Source organism: Microbacterium lacus, assembly GCF_002812805.1.
GTDB classification, from domain to species: Bacteria; Actinomycetota; Actinomycetes; order Actinomycetales; family Microbacteriaceae; genus Microbacterium; species Microbacterium lacus_A.
The window spans coordinates 1-17,322 of sequence record NZ_NMUM01000001.1; the positions used below are offsets into that span (position 1 = coordinate 1).

General features: G+C 65.0%; 20 protein-coding genes. 19 read left to right on the forward strand and 1 reads right to left on the reverse strand.

Annotation, left to right across the window (positions count from 1 at the left end):
• Positions 1 to 81: 81 nt before the first annotated feature.
• The 16 genes from CGU34_RS00005 (at position 82) to ccsB (ending at position 13,636) form a co-directional block, all read left to right on the forward strand.
• Positions 82 to 1,551, forward strand: coding sequence for an IS1182 family transposase (locus CGU34_RS00005; RefSeq protein WP_036294992.1), 1,470 nt, complete (start codon positions 82 to 84; stop codon positions 1,549 to 1,551).
• Between the two features lie 354 nt (positions 1,552 to 1,905).
• On the forward strand, positions 1,906 to 2,340 hold the full coding sequence (locus tag CGU34_RS17285) for a M23 family metallopeptidase (protein ID WP_258034366.1): 435 nt from the start codon (positions 1,906 to 1,908) through the stop codon (positions 2,338 to 2,340).
• 116 nt (positions 2,341 to 2,456) lie between these two features.
• Entirely contained in the window at positions 2,457 to 2,891 is a 435-nt protein-coding gene (locus CGU34_RS17620; protein WP_369122003.1) for a DUF6153 family protein, read from the forward strand.
• Positions 2,892 to 2,968: 77 nt separating this feature from the next.
• Positions 2,969 to 3,574, forward strand: a complete 606-nt coding sequence (locus CGU34_RS00020; protein WP_036297900.1) for a DUF305 domain-containing protein — start codon at positions 2,969 to 2,971, stop codon at positions 3,572 to 3,574.
• A gap of 89 nt (positions 3,575 to 3,663) precedes the next feature.
• A complete protein-coding gene (locus CGU34_RS00025) occupies positions 3,664 to 4,569 on the forward strand; it encodes a WD40/YVTN/BNR-like repeat-containing protein (RefSeq protein WP_051513316.1) in 906 nt (301 codons plus the stop codon).
• Positions 4,570 to 4,630: 61 nt separating this feature from the next.
• Complete coding sequence (locus tag CGU34_RS00030) at positions 4,631 to 5,071, forward strand: hypothetical protein (protein ID WP_036297898.1); 441 nt, start codon at positions 4,631 to 4,633, stop codon at positions 5,069 to 5,071.
• 99 nt (positions 5,072 to 5,170) lie between these two features.
• Entirely contained in the window at positions 5,171 to 5,836 is a 666-nt protein-coding gene (locus CGU34_RS00035) for a DsbA family protein (RefSeq protein ID WP_036297896.1), read from the forward strand.
• 128 nt (positions 5,837 to 5,964) lie between these two features.
• Positions 5,965 to 6,876, forward strand: a complete 912-nt coding sequence (locus CGU34_RS00040; RefSeq protein ID WP_036297894.1) for a cation diffusion facilitator family transporter — start codon at positions 5,965 to 5,967, stop codon at positions 6,874 to 6,876.
• Positions 6,869 to 7,543, forward strand: coding sequence for a copper resistance CopC family protein (locus CGU34_RS00045; protein WP_051513314.1), 675 nt, complete (start codon positions 6,869 to 6,871; stop codon positions 7,541 to 7,543). Before CGU34_RS00040 ends, CGU34_RS00045 begins: the two co-directional genes overlap by 8 nt.
• Positions 7,533 to 8,069 carry a signal peptidase II gene (locus tag CGU34_RS00050; protein WP_036297892.1) on the forward strand — a complete coding sequence of 179 codons (537 nt, stop codon included), beginning with the start codon at positions 7,533 to 7,535 and terminating at the stop codon, positions 8,067 to 8,069. The genes CGU34_RS00045 and CGU34_RS00050 overlap by 11 nt, the downstream gene beginning before the upstream one ends.
• Positions 8,066 to 8,401 (forward strand): DUF6804 family protein, encoded by a 336-nt coding sequence (locus tag CGU34_RS00055; RefSeq protein WP_036297890.1) that lies wholly within the window; start codon positions 8,066 to 8,068, stop codon positions 8,399 to 8,401. The genes CGU34_RS00050 and CGU34_RS00055 overlap by 4 nt, the downstream gene beginning before the upstream one ends.
• Positions 8,398 to 9,003, forward strand: a complete 606-nt coding sequence (locus CGU34_RS00060; protein WP_036297888.1) for a TlpA family protein disulfide reductase — start codon at positions 8,398 to 8,400, stop codon at positions 9,001 to 9,003. The genes CGU34_RS00055 and CGU34_RS00060 overlap by 4 nt, the downstream gene beginning before the upstream one ends.
• Positions 9,000 to 9,767 carry a cytochrome c biogenesis CcdA family protein gene (locus CGU34_RS00065; RefSeq protein ID WP_036297886.1) on the forward strand — a complete coding sequence of 256 codons (768 nt, stop codon included), beginning with the start codon at positions 9,000 to 9,002 and terminating at the stop codon, positions 9,765 to 9,767. The genes CGU34_RS00060 and CGU34_RS00065 overlap by 4 nt, the downstream gene beginning before the upstream one ends.
• The gene (gene resB / locus CGU34_RS00070; RefSeq protein WP_036297884.1) at positions 9,748 to 11,433 is read left to right on the forward strand and encodes a cytochrome c biogenesis protein ResB; all 1,686 of its coding nucleotides are present in this window, start codon (positions 9,748 to 9,750) and stop codon (positions 11,431 to 11,433) included. The genes CGU34_RS00065 and resB overlap by 20 nt, the downstream gene beginning before the upstream one ends.
• On the forward strand, positions 11,430 to 12,368 hold the full coding sequence (locus tag CGU34_RS00075) for a cytochrome c oxidase assembly protein (RefSeq protein WP_036297883.1): 939 nt from the start codon (positions 11,430 to 11,432) through the stop codon (positions 12,366 to 12,368). Before resB ends, CGU34_RS00075 begins: the two co-directional genes overlap by 4 nt.
• A 221-nt stretch (positions 12,369 to 12,589) precedes the next feature.
• Positions 12,590 to 13,636 carry a c-type cytochrome biogenesis protein CcsB gene (gene ccsB, locus CGU34_RS00080; RefSeq protein WP_036297881.1) on the forward strand — a complete coding sequence of 349 codons (1,047 nt, stop codon included), beginning with the start codon at positions 12,590 to 12,592 and terminating at the stop codon, positions 13,634 to 13,636.
• A 9-nt stretch (positions 13,637 to 13,645) separates the two neighbouring features.
• On the opposite strand, the gene CGU34_RS00085 is transcribed toward ccsB, so the two are convergent.
• A complete protein-coding gene (locus CGU34_RS00085) occupies positions 13,646 to 15,499 on the reverse strand; it encodes a heavy metal translocating P-type ATPase (RefSeq protein ID WP_232711474.1) in 1,854 nt (617 codons plus the stop codon).
• A 167-nt stretch (positions 15,500 to 15,666) separates the two neighbouring features.
• Between CGU34_RS00085 and cmtR the strand changes: the two genes are divergently transcribed.
• The 3 genes from cmtR to CGU34_RS00100 are packed head-to-tail and all read left to right on the forward strand — an operon-like array spanning position 15,667 to position 17,313.
• On the forward strand, positions 15,667 to 16,017 hold the full coding sequence (gene cmtR / locus CGU34_RS00090; protein WP_100812874.1) for a Cd(II)/Pb(II)-sensing metalloregulatory transcriptional regulator CmtR: 351 nt from the start codon (positions 15,667 to 15,669) through the stop codon (positions 16,015 to 16,017).
• Between the two features lie 31 nt (positions 16,018 to 16,048).
• Positions 16,049 to 16,366 (forward strand): helix-turn-helix domain-containing protein, encoded by a 318-nt coding sequence (locus tag CGU34_RS00095; RefSeq protein WP_081766164.1) that lies wholly within the window; start codon positions 16,049 to 16,051, stop codon positions 16,364 to 16,366.
• Positions 16,363 to 17,313, forward strand: a complete 951-nt coding sequence (locus tag CGU34_RS00100) for an integrase core domain-containing protein (protein ID WP_036296135.1) — start codon at positions 16,363 to 16,365, stop codon at positions 17,311 to 17,313. The genes CGU34_RS00095 and CGU34_RS00100 overlap by 4 nt, the downstream gene beginning before the upstream one ends.
• Positions 17,314 to 17,322: the final 9 nt, after the last annotated feature.

Genomic DNA, 17,322 nt, shown 5'->3' on the forward strand with positions numbered 1-17,322 from the left:
CTAGGTGCGTGGGTCAGATCCTTCCGTTAACGCGCCGGGGTGAATCCGGTGGATAGCGCGGGGTGCTGGGAGAATCGATTCATGACGGTGACTGCCAGCCTGGAGGGTCTGTTCGAGGTCGAGCCGGGTGAGGCGCGGGCGCCGGGATCGGCTGCACCGGCGGGTGCGGGCAAGACGTTCCGTGGGTATGACCAGGGGCAGTGTTTCCTGCTCCCGCCGAGTCTGGATGACTGGCTGGACGAGGATGATGAGGCCCGGTTCATCTCCGAGGTCGTCGAAGAGCTCTTGGATCTGACGCCGGTCTACGCGTCGTACGCGTCCGCCTCGGGTGCGCCTCCGTATGACCCGCGGATGATGTTGAAGCTGCTGCTGTTCGCGTACGCGACGGGCGTGACCTCGTCTCGTGAGTTGGAGCGGCGCTGCAAGCGCGATATCGCCTTCCGGTGGCTGTCGGGCAACCAGGCGCCCGACTACCGGTCGCTGGCCCGGTTTCGTCGGCGTCACCTGGATGCCCTGCCGGGGTTGTTCCTGCAGGTGCTGCGGGTCTGCGCGGAGGCGGGGCTGGTGCGGTTGGGGCGGGTCGCGCTGGATGGCACGAAGCTGGCTGCGAACGCGTCGCGGCATAAGGCGATGAGCTATGACCGGATCGTGCCGAAGATCGATCAGCTCCAAGCCGAGGTCGCTGCGCTGCTCGCCGAGGCGGAGGCGGTCGATGAGGCCGAGGATCAGCAGTTCGGCCAGGACCGGCGCGGGGACGAGGTCGCCCCGGAGCTGGCCCGCCGTGAGGGGCGCCTGGCAAAACTACGTGCCGCGAAGGACGCGATCGAGGCCGACGCCGCCGAGAAGGCGGCAGCCGTGGCGCGGAAGAAGGCCGACGCCGCCGGTCAGCCCCCTGAGCAGGCCGACGCGGCCGTCGCGACTGCGGTGGACACGGCGGCGCCGAAGCCGAAAGCGCAACGCAATTTCACCGATCCTGAGGCGCGGATGATGAAGACGGTCCGCGGCTTCGATTACGCGTTCAACGCGCAGGCCGTTGTCGATGAGGGCCACCAGATCGTGTTGAGCGCCGAGGTCACCCAGCAGGCCACCGATATCCAGCAGTTCGTCCCGATGGCCGAGCAGACCCTACGGAACCTCGACGCGGCAGGAATCGAGCGTTCCCCAGAGGTCGTCCTCGCTGACGCGGGCTACTGCTCGGAAGCCAACCTCGAAGCCGCCGACGATCTGGACGCACAGGTGTTGATCGCGACGGGACGGCAACGTCACGGCGAGAGCTTCCCTACCGCCGGCGCCCCGGACCCGGCCCCAGAGGACGCGAGCCGGCGGGAGCGGATGGCGCACGCGCTGCGCACCGAGCAGGGCCGCACCGACTACGCGCGCCGCAAAGCCATCGTTGAACCCGCGTTCGGGCAGATGAAGACCCGGCAAAACGCCGGACAGCTCCGGCTACGCGGACTCGCCGGCGCCCAAGGCGAATGGCTACTCCACACGATCTGCCACAACCTCCGCAAGCTCCGCGTCGCTACAGCCGCCGGGCTGGCGCCCGCATAGGCCTCCCCAGGGGTCCCTGGGCGTCACAGCACGCACCGACAGTCGCCACGAGCCCCTCGCCGTGCGATCCCGCACGCTCTCACACCGCAACGGCCCGCCCGTTCCCGTTCGCGACCGTCAGCGCGCGATGCCAGAGTCAACGCCGCGCGCCACGCCACCCGATTCTGACCCGCGCACCTAGAGGCTCAGCTCGCGGCACTACAGGATTCCACGGCACGCACCGTGGCGGATTACCAGGCCGGCGTGGAAGCTCGACGGCGCGCCGAGGAGGAAGCGAGACGACGCGCTGAGGAAGCGGCACGGCGTGCAGCCGAGGCAGCGGCTGCGGCTGGCGGGGGCGGCAGCGGCGGCGGCATGGCAGGACAGATCGGGCAGTCGGGTTGGGCGCGACCGTCCGGCGGGCGACCGACATCACGTTACGGAGCGCGCGCGACAATCTGCGAGAACGGTTATTGCACCGGCTATCACTACGGCACTGACATGGCGACGGGCTGCGGGGCTGGCGTTTTTGCGGCGAGTGCGGGTCGTGTTGCATACGCCGGGACATATGGAGCGTTCGGCCAGCACGTCCGCATCGATCATGGCGGTGGCATATTGACGGCATACTCGCACCTTCAGCAGGGCGGGATATTGGTGAGCTACGGGCAACAGGTCGCAGCGGGCCAGTTGGTTGCGCGGGAAGGGAACTCCGGATTGTCGCGGGGTTGCCATTTGCACTTCGAAGTGTGGCGAAACGGGCAACGAATCAACCCGGAACCATTCATGAGCGAGCGCGGCATCTCTATCTGATCTGGCAGCTAGAGGCGGCGGTACCAGCCGACTCACCAGGAATGGAATGTAAGATACCCCGTGGCGGTATAACCGCCGATAATCGGATTCGGCGAAAGGTTTCGCACATGAGCGTGATGCATCTACGCGTCGCCCTCACTCGCCGCGTCGGCTATATCCGCCCCCTTCTTCTCGCGACTCTGGGCGCCGCACTCATCATCGTTGGGCTACTGTCCATGCATGGGATGGGCGGTACCGCCGAACATTCGGTGCCCGCCTCTACTCAGGCACACGCTGTTGGTTCGGAGTCGTTGACGCACGACAAGCCCGCGTCAACGGATCTCGAAGAAACCGCAGGAGACTGCTCATCAATGTGCCCGACAGGGGACATGATGTCCATGCTCGCGTGCGTAGTGGCCCTCATGGTAGGCGCCCTCCTCGTCGGCGTCCGCCCGAAGGCCATGCGCGTCCTCCCGCGGCACCTCATTTCTCCTCGAATAAGCCGCCGTGTCGAAGATAGTGCGCCACCCGAGCCTCCTGACCTGAACGTCCTCTCCATCAGTCGAACGTGAACGGGTAGCTGCCACCACGCAGCCCGCTCTGACCACGGCTTCACCCAACACAAACGACGAACTTTTGAGGACAAGAAATGCGCACTCGATCCACCCTGCTCGCAGCAGGAACAGTTGCCACTGCACTTTTTCTTGCCGGCTGTACCGGCACGAGCATGGACGGCATGGACGGCATGAATGGCAACGAGCCATCGACAGGCATGTCGGCGGAGGCGACGGACGTCGATTTCAACGACGCCGACGTTTCCTTTGCGATGGAAATGATCATGCACCACCAGCAGGCGATAGAAATGTCCGACGTTCTCCTCGCGAAAGACGACGTCGCGCCCGAGGTCATCTCTCTCGCCGAACGCATCAAAGCCTCGCAGCAACCCGAAATCGACACCATGAACGGTTGGCTCGCGTCTTGGGGCCGGGAGACAATGGGTTCCATGGGCTCCATGGACAGCATGGGCGGGATGATGTCGGAAGAGGATATGACCGCTCTCGAAGACGCCTCGGGACCGGCGGCATCTTCGCTGTTCCTCGAGCAGATGATCGTGCACCACGAGGGAGCCATCGAGATGGCGCAAGCGCAGTTGACGGATGGGCAGAACCCGGACGCCGTGGAACTTGCGCAGAAGATCATCAACGATCAGACAGCGGAGATCGCAGAGATGGAGCAGCTGCTCACGCAGCTCTAAGCGCTTCGTGCCCGTAGCCACCTGCCATTACGAGGGGTCGCCGTGAAACTGGCGACCCCTCGCTTACCCCTCTTCGCCAGAAAGCGCTCATGACCCGCACGTCCAAACATCGCTCTCAGCGAGGCGGGAGTCAACAACTCCGCCTCGCTGTCACAGTCGTCATCGCCACGCTGACGCTCGTCGGCTGCAGCAACTCACCCGACGCAACAACACCGGAAGGCATCGCCGAGCTCCAACACGTCCATGGCATAGTCGACAATCCCGACGGAGACGGCATCTTGATCGCGACCCACGCCGGCATTTATGGTCTCGACTCCGTAGACGGAAATGGAGAACTGACCAAGCTTGTCGGCGGATGGGAATTCGATGCAATGGGCATCACCTCGACAGCCGATACTCTCTACGCCTCCGGGCATCCTGGGCCCGCGACACCGGAGGGTTTCGGCAGTCCGAACGTGGGCTTGGTTCAATCGGACGACGGCGCCCTCACCTGGCGGAGCGTGTCGCTTGCCGGGGTAGCGGATTTTCACGACCTGAGTGCCGCGTCTGAGGAATCCGAAACCATATACGGGCTGCAGGGCGAGGCGCTGCGCCGCAGCGACGACGGCGGCCAGACGTGGGTCGACCTTCCCCCCGTGCAGGCCCGCGACATTGTCGTGTCCCCCGGCAGCGGAGGCACGCTAAACGCGACAACGGAAGCGGGGCTGGCGGTGAGTTCTGACGGCGGCGAGAGCTTCGTCACCGACCCCCAGGCGCCCGTGATGTATGTCATCGCCGCCCGGAACGACGGAGGCCTCGTCGGAGTCGACCTCGCTGGCACGGTTCGCTACCAGGACGGACCTTCCGCGGAATGGGTTTCCGGGGGCGCTCTCTCGGGTACGGCGCAGGCGTTCAGCTATCTGGACGAGTTCGGAATGCTTCTCGCGGCCGATGATCGAGGAGTGCTCGCGTCGGAGGATTTCGGTGTGTCATGGGTGACCCTGATCGCGTCGTGAATGCGCGCCTAAGCCGGAGCACCTTTAGCGCACCATTGAACGTTGATAGGGTGAGGAGGACATGATCGCCCCGGTGTCGTCCCGACCCTCGTCAATCTTGTCCGAACGCCTGTTGATAACGAAGATCATTACGAGCGTGGCGCTCGCGTTCTTTCTCATCCTCGGCGCGTGGGTGTCGACTCACTCCGAGCAGGAGGCCGCTGCGCCGGTTCCTGTCGGCGTCGCGCTGATCGATTCACACGTCGAAGCGCCCGCTCCGGCCGTTCAGACGATCGTTAGCACATACTCGGGCACCGATTCCCTATGGGGAATAGCGGTGTGCGCATTTGGAGTGCTGTGCGGGCTTCTTCTCGTGCTGATGGCGACCAATTGGTTCCATTCGCGGGGGCGCCCAACCCACGCCAACGTCGCGCTCGCGATGACCCGCGTACTCCTCCTCGCGCCGCCCCTGCCTCGCAAGGTAGCACTTTCACTTACGCAATTGAGCATTTCTCGAACCTGATACTCGCTGCGCCGTCTTGGTGATGGCGTCTCGCTCCGGCCGTCCGCCGGAGGCATCCGTTTCTATGCCGTTCGCGTGTTGAGTGTGTGGAGTTGCTTCGTGAAAACCCCCGTAAAGGCGACATTGATCGCCATTGCTGTCGCTGTCGTTCTGGTACTTGCCGGAATTATCTATGCCCTCGTGAACCAGAGCGAGCCCTCGGCCCTCACAGGCGACGCCGGGGTTGTCTCGGTGGTGCGCCCCGACTCGCATGTCGTCGACGACGGAGGTGATGGCGCGGTCATTGTCGTGGAGTTCCTGGACTTCGAGTGCGAGGCGTGTGGCGCGTTCTACCCGATCGTGGAAGAAATACGGGAAAAGTTCGACGGCGAGATCACCTACGTCATCCGCTACTTCCCGCTGCCCGGGCACACCAACTCCACGAACGCCGCGCTCGCGGCCGAAGCGGCTGCGCAGCAGGACCAGTTCGAGGCGATGTATCAGCGACTGTTCGAGACTCAAGCCGAATGGGGCGAGTCGCAGGAATCCCGCGCGGATATGTTCAGAGGCTTTGCCGAGGGACTGGGGCTCGACCTCGCCGTCTACGACGCGGCAGTCGCAGACCCAGCCACGCTGGCTCGGGTGCAGTCGGACTTCGACGACGGACGCGCGCTCGGCGTCAGCAGCACCCCCACATTCTTCGTAGACGGGGCACTTCTGGAGCTGCAGCAGTGGAATGACCTCGAAGACACGATCGATCAAGCAGTCAACGGAGCGTCCGACTGAAATCGGCGTGAGCCGAGCCGCAGGCAATCGTAGACGCTCGCCACCGACCTCACGTCTCGACGCGGGCGAGGAATGAAGCGATCGCGATGGCCCGTCAGATCATCGACCGCCCCTGAAAGGAGCGAACCGTGGGCGCAGGACACAGCCACGACATGAGCGAAGCGACCCCCCGCAATAAATTGCTCATCGCATTCTCGATCACCCTGGCGGTGTTCGTGGTCGAAGTGATCGGATCGATCATCACCGGCAGCCTCGCGCTGCTGGTCGATGCGGGGCACATGCTCACCGACGTGATCGGCCTCGCGATGGCGGTTACCGCCGCTAACCTCATGAACCGTCCCCCGTCCGACCGGCACACCTGGGGGCTCCGGCGCGCCGAGGTTCTCAGTGCACTCGCCCAGGCCGCCCTTCTCTTGGGCGTGGGGATCTTCGCTCTCGTCGAAGGAATCCGACGTCTATTCGAGCCGCCCGAGATCGCATCCGGCAGCCTGTTGTTCTTCGGGATCGTCGGCCTGGTCGCGAACATCGCGTCCCTGCTGGTACTGATGAGCGGTCGCACACGCAACCTGAACATGCGCGCCGCGTTCCTCGAGGTCCTCAATGACGCACTCGGCTCGGGCGGTGTCATCGCCAGCGCCATCTTGATCGCCACCCTCGGCTGGTACCAGGCAGACGCCATCGCCGGCATCCTGATCGCCCTCCTGATCATCCCACGCACCTTCATCCTGCTTCGCGCCTCCGGCAGCGTCCTGCTCGAATCCACCCCGCCCGCCCTTGACCTGGCGGAGGTACGCCGACACATCCTCGAACTCCCGCAGGTGGTCGCCGTGCACGACCTGCACGCCTCCCAAGTCTCCACCGACCTCCCGACGCTAACCGCACACGTCGTGGTCGACGACACCCTCACCCCGGAGCAGTCCGCCCGGCTCCTGCGAGCACTCCAGGAATGTGTCGCCGAGCACTTCCCAGTCAGCATCGAGCACGCCACCTTCCAGATCGAACCGCAATCACACCCCGGAGAGCACACCACCCATGCGTAAATCCCGCCGCTACCTCTTTTCCGTCATCGCTGCAGTCCTTCTCGGGTCTGGAATCACGCTCGCGGCGGCAGGCCCGGCGCAGGCGCACGACGACCTCCTGGGCTCCTTCCCGGATGCAGATTCCACGGTCGCTGTCTCGCCGGATGAGATCACCCTGTCATTCAGCGGCGAACTCATCTCTGACATGCAATCAGCGGTCATCGAGGTGACCGCGCCCGGCGGCGAGAACATCGCTACTGACGCCCCGACTGTCAGTGGCACCACGATCACGCAACACCTAGAACCCAACCCCCCGGATGGCGCCTTCACCGTTCTGTGGCGGGTTGTTTCCGGCGACGGCCACCCGATCAGCGGCGAGTACACCTACACGGTCGAACCGATTCAGAGCGACGCGAGCACCCCGGGCGCGGGTGCGACGGAACAAGCGCCCGAACCGTCCATCACCTCCGCCGAGACAACCACCAACACCGGCGGTAGCGAGCCCTTTGGAGGTGTAGCACTCCTGCCGATCCTCGCAGTACTCACCGGGGTCATCATCCTCGGAGCGGGGTTCATCGTGGTGTTCAAGGTCACCCGCGAACGTCGACTCCGCAACGAGGAAGCGGTCGACCGACAGGAGCAGCAGGATTCCGAGCGCACAAGTAAGGACGCGTCCCATGAAAAGTAACCAGGTGCGATTGTTCGCGACGGCATGCATTGTCGCCGCAGCCGTAGTGGTGGTCGATCAGGCAACGAAGGCGGCTGCCATTGGCGGGCTGAGCGAGACGGAGCGGATACCCATCCTGGGTGACTTGCTCGGGCTGCAGCTGGCGTTCAACCCCGGGGCGATCCTCTCCCTCGGCTCCGAAGCAACTTGGCTGCTCACCCTGCTTGGCGCGAGCGCCATGGCGTTCCTTGTCGTCGCCGCAACGCGTGCTCGCAGCGCCGGGTGGGCGGCAGGAATCGGACTGATCCTCGGGGGCGCGCTCGGAAACCTTATCGACCGATTGTTCTCGCCCCCCGGATTCGCACGCGGCGAGGTAACCGACTTTCTCGCGTACGGGAACCTTTTCATCGGCAATCTCGCCGACATCGCCCTCGGCGCCGGCGCGCTCGTTCTCGCCGTGACGCTCTTGAATCGCTCCCGGCGCACCCGCGAAGGCCGTCCCGCGAGCACAGCTGCTGACGAGTCGAACGTGCAGGTGGTTCCGTGAGCGACAAAGCCCGTGTTGCTTCATCCTTTCAACGGAATGCGTTCGCCCCCGGGCTCGTAGCTGCGGCTGTGCTGTTCGTTGCCCCCGTCCTCATGGGAGACGACTGGTTCACCCTGGTGCTGTTCGTCACCGCCATCCTGGCTGCCATCGTGGGATGGTTCTCGATCCAAGCCCGCCAATGGTGGTGGACGCCAGTATTCCTCGCTGTCGCCGTAATCTGGAATCCCGTGTTCCCGCTGCCGTTCGCCGGTCCCGTTTGGGCGGGCGCTCAGCTCTTCGCGGCGGTGGCGTTCCTCGTCGCGGGTGTGCTGATCAAGGTGCCGCGCACATGAGCCTGCGCGAGCGAATCGGCTGGCCCTCCACGGTGCTCGCCATCGCCATAGTGCTCTCGGGATGCGCCGCCAACGACGCTCTCGCGGAGCAGTACCGGGACGGGAGTGAGAAGGGCTACATCTCCGGCGACTTTCAGGTCGTGGAGATCCCGGAGGGCGAGCGCGGCGATCCGGTCGATTTCGAAGGAGTCATCGAGACCGGGGAACCGGTCTCCAGCAGCGACTACAGGGGGGACGTTCTGGTCGTGAACTTCTGGTATGCGGCATGCGGCCCATGCATCGTCGAAGCGCCGCTCCTCGAGGAGGTATGGCAGAACTACCAGAGCGAGGGCGTCGCCTTCCTCGGGGTCAACACCTACGATCAGCCTGCCACCGCTCTGTCCTTCGCCCGGGACAACAACGTCACCTACCCGAGCGTCATCGACGTGAACGATGGAACCGTCAAGCTTGCGTTCGCGCAGGTCACTCCCATCCAGGCCACCCCAACCACACTCGTCCTAGATCGGGACGGGCGGGTCGCCGCCCGGATAATCGGGCAGTTGGCAACCGCATCCATCCTGTCCACCCTCGTCGATGACGCTCTCGCGGAGGACTCTCCGTGAATCCCGGTCAGCTGGTCTTCGATGGCGCCCTGTGGGTAGCGATCCCCATCGCCGTCCTCGCCGGTCTCGTCTCGTTCGTCTCGCCGTGCGTGCTACCTCTCGTGCCTGGCTACCTCGGCTACCTCGGTGGCACCTCGGTAGGTGATGGGGGAGCTGCTGATACTAATCAGCGCACGGCCACTGCGGACCGTGCCCGCATGATCGTGGGAGTGGGTTTGTTCATTGCAGGGTTCACCGTGGTGTTCGTATCCGTGACGATCCTCGGCGGCACATTCGGTTACCTGCTGCTGCAATACGCGAACGTCCTGACCCGCATTTTCGGCGTGGTGGTGATCGCGCTGGGGCTGGTGTTCATCGGCTTCTTCGGGATCGCACAACGCACCCTGCGGCCCCGCGTCCAAGGCCGGGCCGGATTAATCGGTGCACCCCTACTTGGGTTCGCACTCGGTGTCGGGTGGACTCCCTGCATTGGCCCCACGCTGGCAGCGATCCTGTCTATGTCGTGGAACCTCGGCGACCCCGCCCGCGCGGGTCTCCTCGGGCTTGCATACTCAATGGGGCTCGGCATTCCCTTCCTTCTCCTCGCGCTCGGGTGGGGGTGGGCGTCACGCTCGGTGTCGATCCTCCGCCGCCACATCCGCGTCCTGAACATCGTCGGCGGGGCGCTGCTGGTTGTCTTGGGGCTGCTGATGGTGACCGGACTGTGGACCGCGCTGATGTCCACACTGCAGCAGGTGGTGATCAATGTCCCCGCCCCGCTCTGACACCGATAGTGCGGTCGATCCGCTGCGGCCGCCCGATCACGCCGACACCGATCGGGCCGACATCGTCGCCCCCTCTCTCGGGCTGGTCGGGTGGATGCGATGGGCGTGGCGTCAGCTGACCAGTATGCGCACCGCCCTCGTCCTGTTGCTCTTGCTCGCGATCGCCGCCGTTCCGGGATCGCTGTTTCCGCAACGCAGCGCAGACCCGAACGGGGTCATCCAGTGGGAGCGCAACAACCCCGACGTCTTCCCCCTGGCCGACGCAGTCGGCTTGTTCGATGTGTACTCGTCGCCGTGGTTCTCCGCGATCTACCTTCTGCTGTTCGCCTCCCTCATCGGCTGCGTGATCCCGCGCGCGAAGCACCATTACACCGCACTGCGGGCCCAGCCGCCTCGGACCCCTGCTCGGCTTGCCCGACTCCCGGCCTATCAGGAAACAACCCTGCCTGTCGTCGGCGGAAACACAGACGCCATGGGGCTCGCAGTTGACCTCGCGGAACGTCAGATGCGTCGGGCCGGCTATCGCGTGCACCGCTACGATGGTGCGGGCTGGGCGTCGGTGTCGGCCGAACGGGGCTATGTGCGTGAGACCGGCAATCTGGTTTTCCACGTCGCCCTGGTTGGAGTGCTCACCTCGGTCGCCGTGGGCACCGGGTTCGCCTATACCGGACAGCGGGTCGTGGTGGAAGGCACCACGTTCGTCAACGCGCTCAGCGACTATTCCTCGTTCAATCCCGGCCGGTTCGTCGACGGGACCGTGCTCGCACCGTACTCACTCACCCTCGACGATTTCCAGGTCTCGTACCGACTCCCCGGCGCGCCTGGGGCCGGGCAGGCGGGGGACTTCTCTGCGGACGTCACCGTCCGCACACCGGGAGACGACGACCGCGCCGAGAGCGTGCTCGTGAACTACCCGATCACCGTTGATGGCGATCGGGTCTACCTTCTCGGCAACGGCTATGCTCCCACCCTCTCCATCCGCAACTCCGACGGCGAGCTGGTCTACAGCGAGTCGCAGCCGTTCCTTCCGCAGGACTCTGCGATGACCTCTTTGGGGATCATCAAGATCCCGGACGGTCTGCCGGAGCAGGTCGGCCTCGTCGGCTTCTTCTACCCCACGCAAGGCGTGCTTCCCTCAGGCGCGTTCACCTCGATCTACCCCGATGTCGCGAATCCGGTCCTCACCCTCAATGTGTTCAGCGGCGATCTCGGCATCGATGACGGGATACCCCGGTCGGTCTACACACTGGATGTCGCCGGGCTCACCCAGCTCACCGGCGCCGACTCCGGCCTGGACTCCCTCGAGCTCACCCCTGGAGGCACCGCTGATTTGCCGAACGGGTGGGGCACCATCACCTGGGAGGACGACACGGAACAGGTCGGCGAGCCGGTGAAACGGTTCGCGTCCCTACAGATCCAGAGGGATCCCAGTGGCGTCTGGGTGCTCGTCTTCTCGATCCTCGCCCTCCTGGGGCTGTTCGCCGGACTGTTCGTCCCGCGCCGACGCCTCTGGGTCAAAGCTCGTCTGATGCCGGACGGGGTTCACGTCGAATATGCCGGTCTCGCGCGGGGAGAGGACCCGGCCCTTTCCCGCGCCGTCAGCGACTTCGCATCTCGACACTCCACCGCTTACACCGACCTGCCGAACGCAGACTCGCGCCGATGACGGACTGGGTCCCCGACGTACCGCCCACTTTTCTGGGGTTTCTCTCCCCTGTCCCTCTACCCTTCCCGCTGCTGCCGCTTATCGCGGCAGCTCTTGCGGTCGTCTACCTCGTAGGCGCGATCCGGATGTGGACGCGGGGCAGGCGCTGGCCGATCTGGCGAACAGTCAGCTTCCTGCTGGGCTGCGTCAGCCTCGCCGCCATCACCGGGCTGGGAGTCGAGGCCTACGGGTACGCGCTGTTCTCGGTGTTCATGTTCCAGCAACTCACGCTCATGATGGCGATCCCACCGCTGTTGGTCCTCGGCTCGCCGGGCACGCTCCTCTTGCGCGCCACCCCTCACCACGGCGCCGGCCGCATTGTCCTCCAGATAGCTCACGCGGGGCTTCGCAGCCGGTTCGCGCGGTGGCTCCTCAGCCCCTGGATCGCGCTGCCGCTCTATCTCTTCGCGTTCTACGGTCTCTACCTGGCCGACTTCGCCGACCTCATCCTCGCTTTGCCCGGAGGTCATCTCGGCCTCGAGGCCGGCTTCCTCATCGCGGGGATTCTGTTCACCATCCCCGTGCTTTCCTCAGACCCGTTGCCCGTGCACCTCAATCACGCGGGACGAGCACTCGACGTCTTCGCGGAAGCCGCGCTGCACGCATTCTTCGGGGTGTTCCTGATGATCGCGGCAAGCCTTCTTATCGACAACTTCGCCGCATCCAGCCTCGCCCTCGGCGTTGACCCCCTCGTAGACCAGAGAATCGCGGGAGGGCTGGCCTGGTCGTACGGAGAAGCACCCACCCTGCTGATGCTCCTCTTCGTCATGCATCGCTGGTACCGCGACGACACCACCCGCGACGCAGCCGCCGCACGATACGCCGACACACACGGCGACCCCGATCTCGACGCCTACAACGCCTACCTCGAAACGCTCCGCAAGAGGGATACCTGACGAATGCTCTCGCTCACCTTCGCCTCTCACCCGACGCGACGCCGACACCGGCGACGGCAGGGTCACCGCTGTCCCGCCCCGAACCCGGCTCACTCCGGCCTCGATCGTCGATGCCTGGCTCACCACCCTCCTGCCGATCAGCGCCGGAGCCGGATTGATCCTTTTCGGATTCACTCACCGTCTTCGCAACCGACCTCGCCCTCACGATTGGAAACAACTCAATGCCCGGAACAGACCCACTTTCCCTCGATGGGATCTCACTGCTGCTGGTGTGGACGGCAATCGCCACCTACTCCCTAGCCTTCATCGCCTTCACCATCGACCTTGCGCAACGTGCCTCGCGCGCCGATACAGCGCACCTCCAGGAGCACCTACCCGCGCTCGTCGCTGTGGGCACAAACGCCCCCCACTCCGGCGTGGCAGACTTCGCCAACACTGCCGCCGCGAAACCAGCAGTCATCGATGACCTGCGGGTGCCGCCAAGACTGCGCCCCCGACTGCTGTGGGCGCGCATCGGCACCGCGCTCACCGTCCTCGGGTTTCTCTTCCACGCGGCGGGCACCGTCTCACGCGGCATCGCGGCCGAGCGGGTTCCGTGGGCGAACATGTACGAATTCGCCCTCACCGGGACGTTGCTGATCGTGGCGGTCTTCCTCCTCGTCCTCCGGTTGTACGACCTGCGTTTCCTGGGTGCATTTCTCCTCGGAATGGTCGTGCTCCTTCTCGGTGGGGCGGCGGTCGCGTTCTACGTGGAGGTCGTCCCGCTGATGGACCCGCTCAAGAGCATCTGGCTGGTGATCCACGTGTTCGTCGCGTCCCTCGCCACAGCACTCTTCGCGATTGCATGCGGAATATCGGTCACGCAGTTGATGCAAGCGCGCCGCGAGACGCGAGACTTGGCTATGTCCGACGATGCCGACATTCCCCGCTCTGGACTTCTGCGCGCACTCCCCAGTTCCGACGCCCTGGAATCGCTGTCCTACCGGTTTGCGATCGTCGGTTTCATGTTCTGGACATTCACGCTCATCGCCGGCGCCATCTGGGCAAACGACTCGTGGGGCCGCTATTGGGGCTTCGACACCAAAGAGGTGTGGACTTTCGTCATCTGGGTGCTCTACGCCGGTTACATCCACGCCCGGGCGACCCGCGGATGGCGGGGCAAGCGTTCCGCCTGGCTGTCCATCATCGGTTTCATGACCGTGCTGTTCAACTTCACCATCGTCAACATCTTCTTCAAGGGCCTGCACTCATACTCGGGCCTCAGTTGATCGGCAGCTTCAGGACGTCGAGGCGAGTGCGGGCTGCGAGGCGGCTGACTCAGTCATGCTGCGAACGAGAGCCGGGCGACGCGCAGCGCGAACGCCGTTCGCGATGACGATCAGCTCGGCTATCTCGTGAACCAGGACGACCCCAGCGAGCCCCATCACCCCGAATAGCGCGAGGGGGAAAAGCACAACGACAATCGCCAGCGCAAGGCCGATGTTGGCCGTCATGATCCGCCGACCGCGTCTCGCGTGCGCCAAGGCAATAGGGATAAGGCGAAGATCGTGGCCCGTGAAGGCGACGTCAGCAGATTCGATCGCCGCCGCGGAACCGCGCACTCCCATGGCGATCCCAACCGTTGCGGTAGCCAGCGCCGGGGCGTCGTTGATGCCGTCACCGACCATCGCGGTCGGATGCGTCGCCACGAGCTCCACGATCGCGTCGGCCTTATCTTTCGGCAGCTGCTCCGCCCGGACTTCGGTAATCCCGGCTTCCTCAGCGATCGCGCGCGCGGTGCGATCGCTGTCACCGGTGAGCATGATCGTGTCGATGCCCTGCGCGTGCAGCATCCGAACGGTCTCTGCCGACTCGGGCCGCAGCTCGTCACGCACCCCAATCAGACCGGCGAGCTGACTGTCTGCTTCGACGACAACAACGGTCATGCCGTGAGCTGCCATCTCTTCCGCGGCGACGCGGAGCCCCCCGGGGTCCAGCCAGCAGGCGTTGCCGACGTGCACGACCCGGTCGCCCACCTGGCCGGTGACACCGTGGCCGGCGTCCTCCACCACGTTCGTCGCGGAGGCGCCTCCCGTTCCGGCTTGGTTGATCGCCGCAGCCAGTGGGTGTGTGCTGGTGGCCTCGACCGCTGCAGCCCAGTCCAACAGCTCCTCGCGGGTAACGCCCGGGGCGGGTCGCACGTCCGCGACAATCGGTCTGTTGCGGGTGAGTGTTCCCGTCTTATCTAGTGCCACGGTACGAATGGTGCCGAGTTGCTCGAACGCCTCGCCGGACTTGATCACCACACCGAACTTTGATGCGGCGCCGATCGCGCTGATCACCGTCACCGGAACCGCGATCGCCAAAGCGCAGGGCGACGCGGCGACGAGGACGACCAGGGCGCGCTCGACCCACGTCCCGGGATCCCCCACGATGAACCCGAAAACGACGATCGCGGCAGCGGCAACCAGCACTACAGGCACTAGGGGGCGCGCGATGCGATCTGCGAGCCGAGCCCGATCTCCTTTCCGGGCATGAGCTTGCTCCACCAAAGCAACGATCTGCGTCAGCGAGTTATCCCGTCCATTCGCAGTCGCCTCGATGCGGAGCGTGGCCGCCCCATTCACCGAACCCGCGGCGACCGTCGCGCCAGGCGCGACATCTACCGGGATGGACTCGCCCGTCACTGCAGACGTGTCCAGACTCGAGCGACCCTCCACGACCACACCGTCCGTCGCGACACGTTCGCCGGCACCCACAACCAGGATGTCGAGTTCGCGCACCTCCGAGGCGGGGATCGTGAGATCGCTGTCAAGGCGCGAGACGCGCGCCGTCTCTGGAATCAGGGATAGTAGCGCGCGCAGGCCCTCCTTTGCGCGGTCCATCGCACGGTCCTCAAGGGCTTCGGCGAGGGAGAACAAGAACGCAAGCGTGGCTGCCTCGCCCACGTGGCCGAGCAGCACAGCCCCGATCGCGGCGATCGTCATCAGCAGTCCCACCCCGAGACGTCCGCGGAGAAGCCGCCGAACAGCGCCGGGAACGAACGTGTACGCGCCCGCCACCAACGCGGCCGACTGCAACGCCAACGCGAGGATGTCGAGCCCAGACCACTTGAAGATGTACCCGACGAGCAGGAACACCCCAGAAAGCACGGAGGGCAGCAGCGCACGATCGCGCCACCAGGCAGGGCGGAGCTCCTCATACTGGTAGCGCCGATTGTTGCTGAGTTGCGTATTCAGCGGCTTCCGACTCTTCTCCCAATGAATGGTGGGGCACTGATCACCAATGATTGATCAGCGCTTGCTGTATAGTTCAGTACATGCTGACTATTGCTTCGCGCCTCGACGTCATGAACCGGCTCGGCCGGGCCATGGCGGACCCGACGCGCTCCCGGATCTTGATGACTCTGCTGAACGCACCGAGCTATCCGGCCGTGCTCTCGCGCGAGTTGGAGCTGACCCGCTCGAACGTCTCGAACCACCTGACGTGCCTGCGTGACTGCGGGATCGTGGTCGCCGAGCCTGAGGGTCGCCAGACGCGCTACGAGATCGCTGACCCGCATCTTGCGGCTGCGCTCGTCGCGCTCGTGGATGTGACGCTGGCGGTCGATGAGCACGCGCCGTGTGTGTGTCGCGCGTCAGAATGTTTGGCAGGGGTAGTTAGTTGCTGATGTAACGCCCCAGCTGAGAGGTCTGAATGTCATGAGTCGTCCACCGACGATCCCCGTGGAGAAGAAGCTCCGCATCGTGTTGTCCGTGTTGCAGGGCGAGATCACGATCGCTGAAGCGGGCCGCCGTGAGAAGGTCTCGGAGCAGGCCATCGGGAACTGGAAGCGCCAGTTCCTCGAGGGCGGCAGAGCCGGCATCGAGGCGGGTAAGTCCAAGCCCTCGACCCGCGAGCAGCAGCTCGAGGACGAGGTCGCCGAGCTCACCCAGGCGCTGGGTGAGGCCGCGGTCGAGATCCGGGTCTGGAAGAAGAGCGCCGAGGGCCGCCTGGGCCCTTCGAGGACCTCGAGGTGATCCGCACCGAGGCGGGCATGTCGACCGCGAGGTTCTGTCAGCTGATCGACATGCCCGAACGCACCTGGCGGCGCTGGCAGGCCAAGGCGAAGACTGACCGGCCGCCGAAGGGCCCGTGGCCGCAGCCGGCGCGAGACGCGGCCCGGCCGCTGGTGGTCGCGCATGCGTTGAAGAAGCCGGAGTGGGGCCACCGGAAGATCTGGGCGATGACCCGCCATGACGGACACAAGGTGTCCCAGGCGACCGTGCTGCGGCTGCTGCGCGATGACGGGCTGATCCTGCCATCGGAGTACCAGAAGCAGCGTCGAGAACTCGCGAAGAACCGCAAGGCCGCGTTCGCACGAAACCCGACCGGCCCGAACCAGGTATGGCAGTTGGACTTCAGCGAGTTCGAGACCACCCAGGGTGGGATCTGGAGGATCGCCGGCTGCCGGGACTGGTACTCGAAGCTCGAGCACCCGTTTCACACCTCGCCGACCGCGAACCAGCACGACGCGATCGCCGCGATCGAACTCGCCCTCGTCGACTACGTGACCCTGTTCGGCCACCCCCTCGTCGACCAATGTCAGGTCGACGACGAGACCGGCGAGCTGCTGCCGGTCGTCACGATCGTCACAGACAACGGCGGTCCATTCCGATCGATGAACTTCGAGCTGTTCATCATGCGCCACCCCGAACTGCGACACGTCCGCACCAGGGTGAAGTCACCGGGGCAGAACGGATCACGCGAACGCGGCTTCGGGACGCTGAAGTACGAACGGCTGTTCCTCGACGACATCCCCGACGCGCTCACCCTCGTCGAACGCGCCGAGGACTACCGCATCGAGTACAACGAGACCCGCCCTCATGAGGCGATCGCTTGGAACCGGCCGATAGAGGTGCACATGGGCCTGGCCGACCCGACCATCCCCAACTTCGAAATCGAAGAATCCCTGCCAACTACTTGACGCGGGACA